Source organism: Buttiauxella massiliensis (genome assembly GCF_902500225.1).
Lineage (GTDB): Bacteria > Pseudomonadota > Gammaproteobacteria > Enterobacterales > Enterobacteriaceae > Buttiauxella > Buttiauxella massiliensis.
Genome location: NZ_LR722677.1, coordinates 1 through 13,604, shown reverse-complemented (window position 1 = coordinate 13,604; position 13,604 = coordinate 1). Strand labels below are relative to the sequence as shown.

General features: G+C 49.8%; 14 protein-coding genes and 2 tRNA genes. 3 read left to right on the top strand and 13 right to left on the bottom strand.

The window, feature by feature from the left end; genetic code table 11:
* On the top strand, nucleotides 1-91 hold a 91-nt coding region (locus tag GC128_RS22745; protein ID WP_151993624.1), incomplete at its 5' end, for an integrase core domain-containing protein.
* A 51-nt stretch (nucleotides 92-142) separates the two neighbouring features.
* Here GC128_RS22745 and GC128_RS22740 read toward each other — a convergent pair.
* The 10 genes from GC128_RS22740 to ilvL all read right to left on the bottom strand — a co-directional run bounded on the left by GC128_RS22740 (nucleotide 143) and on the right by ilvL (nucleotide 10,087).
* The gene (locus tag GC128_RS22740) at nucleotides 143-1,114 is read right to left on the bottom strand and encodes a BglG family transcription antiterminator (protein ID WP_226812248.1); all 972 of its coding nucleotides are present in this window, start codon (nucleotides 1,112-1,114) and stop codon (nucleotides 143-145) included.
* A gap of 55 nt (nucleotides 1,115-1,169) precedes the next feature.
* The gene (locus GC128_RS22735; protein WP_151996173.1) at nucleotides 1,170-2,282 is read right to left on the bottom strand and encodes a PTS transporter subunit IIC; all 1,113 of its coding nucleotides are present in this window, start codon (nucleotides 2,280-2,282) and stop codon (nucleotides 1,170-1,172) included.
* A gap of 213 nt (nucleotides 2,283-2,495) precedes the next feature.
* On the bottom strand, nucleotides 2,496-2,606 hold the full coding sequence (locus tag GC128_RS23215; RefSeq protein WP_226812246.1) for a PTS sugar transporter subunit IIB: 111 nt from the start codon (nucleotides 2,604-2,606) through the stop codon (nucleotides 2,496-2,498).
* A 1-nt stretch (nucleotide 2,607) separates the two neighbouring features.
* Nucleotides 2,608-3,198, bottom strand: a complete 591-nt coding sequence (locus GC128_RS22725; RefSeq protein ID WP_226812250.1) for a PTS sugar transporter subunit IIA — start codon at nucleotides 3,196-3,198, stop codon at nucleotides 2,608-2,610.
* A gap of 247 nt (nucleotides 3,199-3,445) precedes the next feature.
* On the bottom strand, nucleotides 3,446-4,990 hold the full coding sequence (ilvA, locus tag GC128_RS22720; protein WP_151996171.1) for a threonine ammonia-lyase, biosynthetic: 1,545 nt from the start codon (nucleotides 4,988-4,990) through the stop codon (nucleotides 3,446-3,448).
* A gap of 2 nt (nucleotides 4,991-4,992) precedes the next feature.
* On the bottom strand, nucleotides 4,993-6,843 hold the full coding sequence (gene ilvD / locus GC128_RS22715; protein ID WP_064561582.1) for a dihydroxy-acid dehydratase: 1,851 nt from the start codon (nucleotides 6,841-6,843) through the stop codon (nucleotides 4,993-4,995).
* A 156-nt stretch (nucleotides 6,844-6,999) separates the two neighbouring features.
* On the bottom strand, nucleotides 7,000-7,929 hold the full coding sequence (locus GC128_RS22710) for a branched-chain amino acid transaminase (protein ID WP_151996170.1): 930 nt from the start codon (nucleotides 7,927-7,929) through the stop codon (nucleotides 7,000-7,002).
* Between the two features lie 19 nt (nucleotides 7,930-7,948).
* Nucleotides 7,949-8,206 (bottom strand): acetolactate synthase 2 small subunit, encoded by a 258-nt coding sequence (gene ilvM / locus GC128_RS22705; RefSeq protein ID WP_064515142.1) that lies wholly within the window; start codon nucleotides 8,204-8,206, stop codon nucleotides 7,949-7,951.
* Complete coding sequence (ilvG, locus tag GC128_RS22700) at nucleotides 8,203-9,849, bottom strand: acetolactate synthase 2 catalytic subunit (protein WP_151996169.1); 1,647 nt, start codon at nucleotides 9,847-9,849, stop codon at nucleotides 8,203-8,205. Before ilvG ends, ilvM begins: the two co-directional genes overlap by 4 nt.
* 139 nt (nucleotides 9,850-9,988) lie before the next feature.
* The gene (gene ilvL, locus GC128_RS22695; protein ID WP_072009493.1) at nucleotides 9,989-10,087 is read right to left on the bottom strand and encodes an ilv operon leader peptide; all 99 of its coding nucleotides are present in this window, start codon (nucleotides 10,085-10,087) and stop codon (nucleotides 9,989-9,991) included.
* A gap of 355 nt (nucleotides 10,088-10,442) precedes the next feature.
* Here ilvL and GC128_RS22690 point away from each other — a divergent pair, with 355 nt between their 5' ends.
* Nucleotides 10,443-11,963, top strand: coding sequence for a YifB family Mg chelatase-like AAA ATPase (locus tag GC128_RS22690; RefSeq protein ID WP_151996168.1), 1,521 nt, complete (start codon nucleotides 10,443-10,445; stop codon nucleotides 11,961-11,963).
* Between the two features lie 26 nt (nucleotides 11,964-11,989).
* Here the strand turns inward: GC128_RS22690 and GC128_RS22685 are convergent, their stop codons facing one another.
* Nucleotides 11,990-12,328, bottom strand: coding sequence for a DUF413 domain-containing protein (locus GC128_RS22685; protein WP_151996167.1), 339 nt, complete (start codon nucleotides 12,326-12,328; stop codon nucleotides 11,990-11,992).
* A gap of 89 nt (nucleotides 12,329-12,417) precedes the next feature.
* Here GC128_RS22685 and hdfR point away from each other — a divergent pair, with 89 nt between their 5' ends.
* Complete coding sequence (gene hdfR / locus GC128_RS22680) at nucleotides 12,418-13,272, top strand: HTH-type transcriptional regulator HdfR (RefSeq protein ID WP_407643551.1); 855 nt, start codon at nucleotides 12,418-12,420, stop codon at nucleotides 13,270-13,272.
* 79 nt (nucleotides 13,273-13,351) lie between these two features.
* Here the strand turns inward: hdfR and GC128_RS22675 are convergent.
* Together GC128_RS22675 and GC128_RS22670 are read right to left on the bottom strand one after the other, a co-directional pair.
* Nucleotides 13,352-13,427, bottom strand: a tRNA-Trp gene (locus GC128_RS22675).
* A 54-nt stretch (nucleotides 13,428-13,481) separates the two neighbouring features.
* A tRNA-Asp gene (locus GC128_RS22670) sits at nucleotides 13,482-13,558 on the bottom strand.
* Nucleotides 13,559-13,604: the final 46 nt, after the last annotated feature.

Here is a 13,604-nt window from a genome sequence, read left to right as displayed (position 1 = left end):
GGTCAGGGAGTCGGTAGAAATCTACAATACCCGGCGTCCGCATCTGTCGTTAAAATACAAAACGCCCGATGAAGTTCATCAGGCATTTTAAGGCTGAAAAGTGTCAACCTATATCAGGACTAGTCAGGCCTGAGATGCCTGGCTAATCGAAACCAAAGCCTTCAGCGAACGGCACGGCCGCACGGCGAACCATCTCGTGCAGATGGCTGAACTCTTTCACCACCAGATCGTAAACGCTGCTGGTATTGGTCAGATGATAGCGAATATGGTAATAGGCCGGCTTCCAGTGCTGATAGATTTTTTCAATCAGCTCATTTTTCTCTTTGATAGTGACGCAGCTTATTTTCTCAAAGTTGTCGACTACCGCCACCACGCTTTCAAGCAGCAGCGTATCCAGGTGGAAATATTTATCGGCAATACTTTGAATATTGGAACTTTGGATCAGTGCCGTCAGGAAAACCAGTTCATTTTCACTATTGATATTGATTTTACTGATAACGCTCTGCATCAGGGTAAATTCTCTGCTGCCAATAATATCGGCGTAGCTACTCGGAATATTGACCAGACCTTTCCCTGAATCAATACGGTGCAGGACAAAGCAGATAAAATAAATAAGCTCCTGAAGCTGACGGTCGGTAAACTGAATTTTAAAACGCTTTTCAATTTCGCTAAAAACGTTGCCGACCTTTTCCAGATAGTCGCTCATCACGTTGTTGTAGTGGGCGAGGATATTTTTTGCGACCGGAATTTCCAGCACCCGACGTAAACAGTTAAGCAGCAGGTAGCGTTTTTCCAGCTCCTCACCAAGAATATGGTAGTCGTAGCTTATCTCCAGCCCGTGCTCGATAACCTCAGCTCGTACCTTTTTCAGGTCATTGACAATCGTATTCTGGCGAAAATGCTCAATCACATGGCGCGGGATATGCAGCTTCCCGGTTTTCAGGCGGTTGATCCGGTCGAAGTGGTTCGACTCCAGGTAGTCATTCACCTTTTTCAGCGTATAGCTCAGCTGTTTGCACGTCAGGCAAAACTGCTCTTCAAGCTTCGTCCCCGTGATGCCGGAATCGTTCACAATGGCATCCAGCACTGCAACCACGCGTTTATCCATAGCCATGCCGACTCTCCTGCAATGAAAAGCCTGCCGCCAGACACGAACATGAAACCCAGAATTACGCCTGCTGAACCTTTCCCTGCTGCTCGGCTTCCTGCTGTGCCAGATTGCTTTCACGACGCAGTTCGCGGGAGTAGAAGAAGTAGCCGCAGCCCCACCACAGCGCGAAGATCAGCGGGATAAAGTTGCCTTCCAGGAATTTGAACAGGAAAGAGAAGGCATAGGTGAAGACAGGCGCATCAATCGAGCTGTTCGAAATCAGCTGCCCTGCCGGGATGGTGATCGCTTTAGTGGCCAGACCGAGGTCGGTAATCATTGGCGCAAACTGCGTACCAACGAACAGAAAAAACGGTACGCCAATAATGCTCAGGATAACCATGCGCAGCGTGTTACCGCGCGTCACCAGATAGGCCGGAACAATCAGCGCAATATTAATGATGCCAGCAAACGGCAGGATCTTATTTCCCGGCAGAATCAGCGCCCACAGCAGGGTGAACGGGATGGCAACGATAATGGCAAACCAGATCTCGCTTGCACCGCCCATAAACGGCCAGTCGATACCCACGAACAGCTTACGACCGGAGAATTTCTTATTCATATAGTCGCTGATGGCCTCAGAGATCGGTGACAGCGCCTGCATGAAGAGCTTTGAAATCATCGGGAACAGCACCAGCGCCGTTGAGGCCTGCACACCCAGCATCAGCGTTTTCGCAACGCTGTAACCCGCAATCACCCCAAACAGGATCCCCAGAATAAAACCAATGATGTGGTTTTCAGCAAAGACCCCGACGTTCCAGAGGTCGGCGTTGAAGGTATTGGTCTTGTTCAGCATCAACATCACAATGTTTACGCCAACCTGAAGCGGGAACATGGCGAACGCATAAGGCCAGGCCCAGGAGATATTCGCCATCGTCGTCCAGCCGCCGTCGACGATACTTAGCTCAAGGCCAGTACGGTTCATCATGGTCTGCGCGGCAACACCGATGGCATCAACCATAAAGCCAATCAGCATGCTCATCCCAACGAAGGCGACGCCCAGCGTGATGGCCGCCGAGGCCGCATCGCGGAATTTCATCCGCACCACCAGCCCGGCTAATAGCATAATAAAGGGCACAAAAACCGGCGCGCCTAAATTCAGAATATAATTTATGACTACACCAAGAAAGTCCATAGCACTTCTCCACTAAAATAATTATACGGATTAAAGAGCTACACCTTATTTGCAGGCATCAATAACCTTTTGTAATTCCTGCTCCATTCCCATGCCGGTCAGAAAAGCAATCCCATTAATTACCGGGATAGGATATTGCTTATCAACTTTGGTAATGGCGATATAAGCCGCGCTGTCTTTTATATGGCTATCAAGCGATTTCAGGTCGATGACTTAAACTTTGATATGAGACTGCTGACGTTCATTCAATAAGCGGGGCACTTTACTGGCAACCGTTTGTGAGGTAGCAACGCCGCTTCCACATGCAACAATGACTTTTTTCATCTTATATATCCTTATCTAATTGCAGTCTTGATGTGAGGGTACAGAGAAAGGTTTCTACATCGTCTATTTCGCGTAGGGCCTGGACAACCTCTTCATCCGCAAGGCAGTCCATGAGCTTTTGCAGCGCGGTTAGGTGGCTGCTGTGGTCAATAAAACCAAGTAAAACAATAAAATGAACGTAAAGCGTGTTGTCATCATTACCCATTTCCTGCCAAGCAATGGGCGTAGACAGCCGCGTCACGGAGATAAAGGGGCGAATAACGTGCTGAGGATCGGTATGAGGAAGCGCAATGGCCACCGGCAGCGTTGGCAGCGTTGGCAGCGTTGGCAGCGTTGGCAGCGTTGGCAGCGTTGGCAGCGTTGGCAGCGTTGGCAGCGTTGGCAGCGTTGGCAGCGTTGGCAGCGCGGTAGGGTACGCCTTTTCACGGGCGATGATGGCGTCAAGAAAAGAGTCCCGGACGTAGCCTTGCTCTTTAAGCAGCAAAAATATCGAAGAAAAAAAGTCAGTGGAATTATTATAATGTTTATCCAGAAATGTGAGCTGAGGCGTAAAATATTCACATCCTTGCGCACTTTCATTCGGGGAATAAATTATATCCGTTCACATCCGAATATCCTCTCTAACCGCTAAGAATTAACTAGAGATAATGTTAATTCAGGAGCAGCAAGCGGGCGACAAATATTGCCCCCAAAAGATGTACTCAGGCTGGCGCAATGCGGTGAGCATTTTATTATTAATTACGTCACATTTTTATCGTTGAGATTCGTTGACAGAGAAATAACTCGGCGGATTATGAAAAATAAAGCGGGAAAAGGTTATCTCCCGCTTTAAGCGGCACTTAGCCCGCGAGGAAAAAGCGGAACGCGGGGTTATTTGTCTCGTTATGACAATCGTAACCCAGCTCATTGATTCGAGTTTCGAAATCGGGCTCATTGTCGCCCAGTTCGAATGCCGCCAGTACGCGGCCATAATCCGTGCCGTGGCTGCGGTAATGGAACAGCGAAATATTCCAGTGCGTGCCGAGCGTTTGCAGGAATTTCAGCAAAGCACCCGGTGATTCTGGGAATTCAAAACTGTACAACCGCTCAAGCAGTGGTTTAGACGGACGCCCGCCCACCATGTAGCGCACATGCAGTTTCGCCATTTCGTCATCAGAAAGATCGACAACGCCGTAACCACCTTCGTTAAGCAGTGCGATAATTTCTTGTCGTTCCTCAACACCACGAGTCAGGCGCACACCCACAAAGATGCAGGCTTCTGCCGAGCTGGAATAACGATAGTTAAACTCAGTGACAGAACGCCCGCCCAGCACTTGGCAGAATTTCAGGAAGCTGCCTTGCTGCTCAGGAATGGTGACCGCCAGCAATGCCTCACGTTGTTCACCCAGCTCGCAACGCTCGGAAACGTAACGCAGGCCATGGAAGTTAACGTTCGCACCAGATAGAACATGCGCGAGGCGTTCACCACGGATCTGGTGCTGCTGGATGTACTTTTTCATCCCTGCCAGCGCCAGAGCGCCAGACGGTTCAGCGACCGCACGAACATCTTCGAACAAATCTTTCATCGCAGCGCAGATAGCATCGCTATCCACCGTGATGATGTCGTCGAGATATTCCTGACACAAACGGAATGTTTCATCGCCGATACGCTTAACCGCAACACCTTCAGCAAACAAACCGACGCGCGCCAAATCAACCGGCTTGCCCGCATCAAGTGCCGCTTTCAAACAGGCAGAATCCTCCGCTTCAACAGCAATCACTTTGATTTGTGGCATCAGCTGTTTGATAAGCACCGCCACACCTGCTGCCAGACCACCGCCGCCAACCGGTACAAATATGCGGTCGATATGGGCGTCTTGTTGCAGCAGTTCAAGCGCCAGCGTGCCCTGCCCGGCGATGACTGCCGGGTGGTCGAACGGAGGTACATAGGTGAACCCCTGCTGCTGCGAAAGCTCGATGGCACGCCCTTTCGCCTCATCAAAGTTCGCGCCGTACAGCAATACTTCTCCACCAAACGCTCTGACCGCATCCACTTTGATATCTGCCGTAGTGACTGGCATAACAATCAGAGACTTGATGCCTAAACGCGTAGAAGAAAGCGCAACACCCTGAGCATGGTTTCCCGCAGAAGCGGTAATCACACCACTGGCTTTTTGTTCGCTGTTCAGCCCGGCAATCATCGCGTATGCGCCACGCAGTTTGAAACTGTGCACTGGCTGGCGGTCTTCACGTTTCACCAGAATGACGTTATCCAGCCGTGACGACAGCTTTTCCATCTTCTGCAACGGTGTAACCTGCGCGACTTCATAAACCGGGGCACGCAGAATGGCTCGCAGATATTCCGCCCCACAAGGGGCGTCAGGTAGTGGTTGTGACTCGGCCATCATTAGCCTCCAAGCTTACTTTTATCACGCACCGCGCCCTTATCGGCACTGGTAGCGAGCATTGCGTAAGCGCGCAGAGCGAAGGAAACCTGGCGTTCACGTGCGCGTGGAGTCCAGGCTTTGTCGCCGCGAGCTTCTTGTGCTTCACGGCGAGCGGCCATTTCCTGATCGCTCAATTGCAGTTGGATCCCACGGTTCGGGATATCAATGGCAATCATGTCGCCATCTTCAATCAGCGCGATATTGCCACCGCTTGCCGCTTCCGGAGAAACGTGGCCGATAGAAAGACCGGAAGTACCGCCGGAGAAACGCCCATCGGTAACCAGTGCGCACGCTTTACCAAGCCCCATAGATTTCAGGAAGGTTGTTGGGTAAAGCATTTCTTGCATGCCCGGCCCGCCTTTTGGCCCTTCGTAACGAATAACAACCACGTCACCCGCTACCACTTTGCCACCAAGGATTGCCTCAACAGCATCATCCTGGCTTTCGTAAACTTTTGCAGGCCCGCGGAATACCAGGCTTTCATCGTCTACACCAGCCGTTTTCACGATACAGCCGTTTTCTGCGAAGTTACCGTACAGCACAGCCAAACCACCTTCCTGGCTGTAAGCATGTTCTTTCGAACGGATACAACCGTTTTGACGGTCAACATCCAGAGAATCCCAGCGGCAAGATTGTGAGAATGCTTTCGTGGTACGAATACCGGCCGGGCCTGCGGAGAACATGCTTTTCACACTTTCGTCTTTAGTCAGCATGACATCGTACTGTTCCAGCGTTTGCGTCAGGTTCAGACCCAGAACGTTTTTCACATTGCGATGCAGTAAGCCACCGCGATCCAGCTCGCCCAAAATACCGATTACGCCACCCGCACGGTGCACATCTTCCATATGATATTTCTGGGTACTCGGTGCGACTTTACACAACTGTGGCACTTTACGAGAAAGCTGGTCGATATCGGTCATGGTGAAATCGAGTTCTGCTTCCTGAGCTGCTGCCAGTAAGTGCAGAACGGTATTCGTTGAGCCACCCATGGCGACATCAAGCGTCATGGCATTCTCAAACGCTTCTTTGCTGGCGATGCTACGTGGCAGAGCACTTTCATCATCCTGCTCGTAATAACGTTTGGTCAGAGCGACGATACGTTTACCGGCATTGAGGAACAACTCTTTACGGTCTGAGTGTGTTGCCAGAAGAGAACCGTTACCCGGCTGAGATAAACCCAGCGCTTCGGTCAGGCAGTTCATGGAGTTAGCCGTGAACATACCGGAGCAAGAGCCACAAGTTGGGCATGCAGAGCGTTCTACCTGCTCGCTTTGCTCGTCGCTCACTTTCGGGTCTGCGCCCTGAATCATTGCATCAACCAGGTCGAGCTTGATGATTTGGTCAGAGAGCTTGGTTTTCCCGGCTTCCATCGGGCCGCCGGAAACGAAAATAACCGGAATGTTCAGGCGCAAAGAGGCCATCAACATCCCTGGGGTGATTTTGTCGCAGTTGGAGATACAAACCATCGCGTCGGCGCAGTGCGCGTTGACCATATATTCCACGGAGTCAGCGATAAGCTCACGTGACGGCAGAGAATAAAGCATGCCGCCGTGGCCCATGGCGATACCATCATCCACCGCGATGGTGTTGAACTCTTTCGCCACACCGCCCGATGCTTCGATTTGCTCTGCAACCAGTTTACCCAAATCGCGCAGGTGAACGTGGCCTGGCACGAACTGCGTAAAGGAGTTAACTACCGCAATAATTGGCTTGCCGAAATCGTCATCGGTCATCCCGGTTGCGCGCCACAATGCGCGGGCACCCGCCATATTACGGCCATGGGTGGTAGTGGCTGAACGGTACTTAGGCATGCTTATTTACTCCAGTCTGTTTCCCATCATAATTCGCACCACAGATGCGTTGGTAGCCTTACTCTCTCCAGTCACCTACTTCAGTAAGCTCCTGGAGATTCGCTGCGTTGCCGCCTTCCTGTAGCACGAATTATTTCGGTAAAAATTTGTCGTTAATTATTGGTTAACTGGATCTAACCAGCCCCATTTGTCTTCGGTTTCGCCGGTGAACAGGCCAAAGAATGCTTGCTGAATGCGTTTTGTAATTGGGCCACAGCGGCCTTCGCCTACCTGAATACGGTCAACGCTACGAACTGGCGTGATTTCGGCGGCAGTACCCGACATAAATACTTCGTCGGCCAGGTAGAGGGACTCGCGGGACAGCACTTGTTCACGTACTTCGATACCCAGGTCTTTCGCCAGCGTAATGATGGCGTCACGGGTAATGCCCGGCAGCGCGGAAGAGGTAAATGGCGGGGTAAACAGGATGCCGTCTTTCACTTCAAAGAGATTTTCACCCGCACCTTCTGACAAGTAACCGTTCACGTCCAGCGCAATGCCTTCCTGATAACCATGACGACGAGCCTCGCTGCCAACCAGCAAGGAAGAAAGGTAGTTACCACCGGCTTTCGCCGCAGTAGGAATAGTGTTTGGCGCCACTCGGTTCCATGAGGAAACCATTGCGTCAATCCCTTGATCCAGCGCTTCTGCGCCGAGGTATGCACCCCACGGGAAGGCTGCGATGATCACATCAGTGGTGTAGCCGTCTGGCGGGTTCACGCCCATACCGACGTCACCCACAAAAACTAACGGTCGGATATACGCGCTGGTCAGGTTGTTTTTACGGATAACAGAACGGCAAGCCTCCATCAGCTCATCAACACTTTGTGATACAGGGAAACGATAGATTTTTGCTGAATCACGCAAACGCTGCATGTGTTCACGATGGCGGAACACCACTGGGCCAATGTGAGATTCATAGCAACGGATGCCTTCAAAGACCGATGTGCCGTAATGCAGCGCATGGGACATTACATGGACCTTTGCTTCGCCCCACGGCGTCATCTCACCATTGAACCAGATGTAATCAGCTTTCTTCGTTGTCATTGTTCTCTTCCTTCTGCGCTCAGGCGCGGATTTGTTGTGTTGTTTGTTGCTGGATTTCGACGCGTCCAACGTCAACCAGTTTGCTTAATTGACTAAACAGTAATTCGACTGGGCGCAGGCTGGCAACGGTCAATTCAATATTAATATCGTCAGTGTTCCCCACCGTGACCATGTTCATAGAACAGACCTGAAAACCACGATGACGCACCACGCGTAACACGCGTTCCAGTGTCTCCGGGCGAAAACGAGCCGTTACTGCGAGCTGATGTTGCATCATGATAATTTCTCCAGCATTTGAGAGTTACTGGCACCTGGTGGCACCAACGGCCAGACGTTTTCGTACTCATCTATCGAGACGTGAAGCATGTATGGGCCATCGCTGTTAAGCATCGTATCGATGGCGGCTTCTACCTGGTCCTTACGAGTAATGTGTTGACCTGGGATACCGAAGGCACTGGCTAGCGTGAGGAAATCGGGGTTATCGGAGAGATTGGTTTCACTATATCGTTCTGAGAAAAACATCTGCTGCCACTGGCGTACCATTCCTAAACGTTGGTTATCCAGTAAAACGATTTTCAACGGCAGCTGTTTTCTTTTTACAGTGCCCAGCTCCTGAACGTTCATCATGAAAGAGCCGTCACCCGAGATACAGATAACCGTATCGTTCGGCCGGGCTACCTGTGCGCCTACGGCTGCGGGCAGACCAAAACCCATCGTTCCCAGGCCACTGGAAGTGATGAAATTCTCCGGACGTGTGAATGACATATGCTGAGCCGTCCACATCTGGTGCTGGCCCACGTCAGTGGTCACCACGCATTCCTGCGGCTTGCGGTCAGAGATTTGTTTCAGTAATAACGGGGCAAAAATGGCTTCGCCAGGATGATCGTAGCGCCATGGGTTATTAGCGCGCAAAGTGGCTACTTCTTGCTGCCAGTCCGCGATATCCAGCGGTTGCTGCAGCGCCTGTAATAACTGGACCAAATCCCCCTGCAACCCAACGTGTGCCTGGCGCAATTTACTTAATTCAGCCGGGTCGATGTCCATATGGATCACTTTCGCGTGAGGGGCAAAGGTATTCAATTTTCCGGTAACACGGTCGTCAAAACGGGCGCCGACGGCAATCAGCAAGTCGCATTCTTGCACCGCGAGGTTAGCTGCTTTGGTGCCGTGCATACCTAACATGCCGGTATAAAACGGATGATCAGCAGGCACCGCACCCAAACCTTTCAGGGTCACGGTGGAAGGCATATTAGTAACGGAGATGAATTCACGCAGCGCAGGAACCGCCTGAGCCATGCCAACTCCGCCACCGACATACAACATCGGTTTGCGAGCATTCGCTATCATTTCGCATGCCTGTTGCAGCTCGGCATGCGGCATTTCAAAATCATCTTCAACAGTCGATAACCACGGCTCCAGATCGCCTTGTGCTAATTGAATATCCTTAGGGATATCCACTAACACGGGGCCCGGACGACCAGAGTTTGCAATTTCAAAGGCTTCTGCAAGAACGCGAGGTAAATCATCGAATGATTCAACAAGGAAACTGTGTTTGGTGCATGCGAGGGATAATCCCAAAACATCCACTTCCTGGAACGCATCGGTACCGATGAATGGGGCGGCGACCTGGCCTGTGATGGCAACGACTGGAACGGAGTCTAACAGCGCATCGGCAAGGCCAGTGATTAGGTTGGTTGCACCAGGCCCGGAAGTGGCAATGCAAACCCCTGTTTTTCCAGTAGAACGTGCATAGCCAATGGCTGCCATTGCTGCGCCTTGTTCATGGCGACAGAGCAAGTGTTCGACCCCACCGTCATACAACGCATCATAGACGGGCATGATTGCGCCACCCGGATAGCCGAAAACTGTCTCTACACCCTGCGCTCGCAACGCATGTACCACCCACTGTGCACCATTCATAGTTAGTTCCCCGTCGCATTATCGGAGAAACAGCATTTTATTCTGTAACGCATCATCTGTTTCTCTCCGAGTTTCTTTGCCCAACAAAAAACCCCCGGACCTTTCGGTGCGGGGGTTCTTTTCGATTCAGGCTTGATTTTTAAGCCTTTCTTTCTCCAAGTGCAGCCCCGCACGGTGGGATAATAATCACCACCACGCTAATCACGACCAGGCTAATCACTTGTAGGAGGGCTTTCATGTTTGTTTATTCTGTCTACTTGTTCGAAGTAATGCCTACAGAGTTATCACAGAGTCAGAGACAAGCACAAGATTTTTTTATGGCAAGAAAGACGCTACAAAAATTAGCTAATAGAAAATCTATTTGTTTTCAGCATATAACGAGATAGTGAAAATATTTCATATAGAGCGAATTCTTATTCGCTTTCCCTAAATTTCTTCCAGAAATAAATCTTTTGCGAAGCGCATCGCAGAATAATTTTCAAAAAAGAAATCTCACCCGAAAGTCTGGAAGGCATTACGAGGAACATTATTTCACCGCTTTCAGCAGGATTAGCAAACTGACAGGATAAAAGCTCACCCCAGAGGAAAGAACTATGTCACTGGCAGTTGTTAATACAAGGGCAGCATTAGGAATTGCCGCTCCTTTGGTAACCGTTGAGGTTCATATCAGCCAGGGGTTACCAGGTTTGACGCTTGTGGGCTTGCCGGAAACGACAGTCCGTGAAGCGCGAGACAGAGTGCGAAGTGCCATCATCAATAGTGGCTATACCTTCCCTGCCCGGAAAATCACGATAAATCTCGCGCCGGCAGATCTTCCTAAGGAAGGTGGCAGGTATGACTTACCTATTGCTCTGGCATTGCTGGCAGCGTCTGAGCAGCTCTCTATTGATAAGTTAAGTGAATATGAGTTCGTTGGTGAACTCGCGCTTACTGGTGCGTTACGAGGCGTCCCAGGCGCAATTTCATCTGCTATGGAGGCTTTAAAATCAGGGAAGAAAATAATCGTTGCCGATGAAAACTCCGCTGAACTTAGTTTGATCACACAAGCTGGCTGCCTTATTGCAAACCACCTCACTGAAGTCTGCGCATTCCTTGAAGGCAGAGCCGAATTATCAGCTCCAGAAAAACGGCAGCAGCAACACATTGAATATCGGCAAGACCTTAATGAAATTTTTGGTCAGTCTCAGGGGAAGAGAGCGCTAGAGATCACCGCGGCTGGTGGGCATAACCTATTACTCATTGGCCCTCCAGGAACGGGTAAAACCATGCTGGTCAGCCGACTGAATACTTTACTCCCCCCTTTAAGCGACAGTGAAGCGCTGGAGAGTGCTGCCATTCTAAGCCTGGTCAATCCACATTCGTTACAGCAACAGTGGCGTCAGCGCCCATTCAGAGCGCCTCATCATAGCGCTTCACTGAGTGCAATGGTTGGTGGAGGTTCAATACCAAGACCCGGTGAAATATCTCTGGCACATAACGGTGTGTTATTTCTCGATGAACTCCCGGAATTTGAACGCCGTGTGCTTGATGCATTACGCGAGCCTATAGAATCAGGGGAAATTCATATTTCCCGTACCCGTGCAAAAATTAGCTACCCTGCCAATTTTCAACTTCTGGCTGCGATGAACCCAAGTCCAACAGGTCACTATCAAGGTAAGCATAATCGCTGCACACCCGAACAAACGCTGCGCTACCTTAGCCGTCTTTCAGGGCCTTTTCTTGATAGATTTGATTTATCCGCAGAGATCCCACTTCCGCCACCTGGAATGCTAAGTAATCCAGGTGTGAGCAGCGAAAGTAGCGCAGACGTAAGAGCAAGAGTCATCGCTACACAACAGCGGCAGTATGAGAGACAGCAAAAGTTAAATGCGAGACTGGATAACCATGAAATCAGAAAACATTGTGTCATTGAGCACAATGATGCCATGTGGCTTGAAGAGACATTGGCAAAGTTGGGGTTGTCGGTACGTGCATGGCATCGATTATTAAAAGTTGCACGAACAATTGCAGATATTCAGGAACATAAACAGATACAGAGGGAACATCTTCTAGAAGCATTGAGCTATCGGGCGATTGACCGCTTACTCATTCATCTACAACAGTTAACAGGATAAAAAATGGGGCTTTCGCCCCATTTTTATTAATCATCACTGTCGGTATAGTCTTCAACCGCATCCGCCTGCGGCTTGCCACCCGAGAGGGTATGGAAACGTTTAGGGCGCTTAATTCGCGCCATGTATTTGCTCCACACACGTTCTGCATCTGTCACCGGCTCACGTTCACCACGGCATACAGCTACAAACAGAACTTCCTCTTCAGTACCAGGTTCACGCTTGCCAAGATCCAGCTCATTGAACGCATAACCATGACGCTCTAATAACTGGGCTTCTTTGATGGTGAAATCACCATGGCGAGCGAACCCGCGCGGATAATGTTTATTGTCGAAAAACCGATTAGTCGTCGTAAAGCTTTCCGCCATCCTGCACGCTCCTAATTCTCTTGGTCGAGCTATTTATGGCGCGGAGTATTAGTTACGCTTGACAGAGCGTCAAACAAAACATTTAAATCATAACGACAAATTTTTTTTGGGAGAGAGTTGTGGATACTGAATTATTAAAAACGTTTCTAGAAGTGAGCCGAACGCGGCATTTTGGGCGGGCTGCAGAGGCTCTTTATCTAACGCAATCAGCAGTTAGCTTCAGAATTCGTCAATTAGAGAATCAACTCGGCGTGAATCTTTTTACTCGTCATCGTAATAATATTCGCCTGACGACAGCAGGTGAGCGTTTGTTGCCTTATGCAGAAAACCTCATGAATACCTGGCTCGCTGCCAAAAAAGAAGTTTCCAACACATCTCAGCACAATGAGCTAACGATTGGTGCTAGTTCCTCACTTTGGGAATGCATGCTTTCTGAATGGCTTGTTGCACTGTATCAACAGCACAAAGGACTTCAATTTGAAGCCCGTATTTCCCAACGCCAGTCGCTAGTTAAACAATTGCATGAACGTCAACTTGATCTGCTGATCACGACGGAATCGCCAAAGATGGACGAGTTTTCATGCCAGTTATTAGGGCATTTTAACCTGGCACTATTTTCTTCTTCACAACAAAGCTCAAAAACAGGGTTAACGTATTTACGTCTGGAGTGGGGTCCTGATTTTCAACAACATGAAGCGGGCCTTATCAACAATGATAGCATTCCAGTTCTAACGACTAGCTCAGCACAAATAGCCTATAAATTGTTGGCACCGCTCAATGGCTGTTCATTTTTACCCATCGAATGGGCCAAAGAATGCGAAGGAATTTACCAGGTACCCGATACAAATACACTTTCGCGCCCTTTGTATGCGATCTGGCTACAAAATAGTGATAAACAAAGCACAATCAAAGAGTTATTAAAGACACCACTTATAGCGCAGTAATGCGCTTTTGTAGATTTGGGGGATAACTTGAGGAATTTTAGGCAAAAAAAATCCTTTGCCGAAGCAAAGGATCATTATATGGCAGGGGCGGAGAGACTCGAACTCGCGACACCCGGTTTTGGAGACCGGTGCTCTACCAACTGAGCTACGCCCCTAAATAACGCTTATTATTAAGCCCGCTGATTAAGCAGGCATAATTTTTTTATAAGTGGCGGAACGGACGGGACTCGAACCCGCGACCCCCTGCGTGACAGGCAGGTATTCTAACCGACTGAACTACCGCTCCACCGAATTTCTTTCTTATTACCACCAGATGTCACATTCTGGCTTTT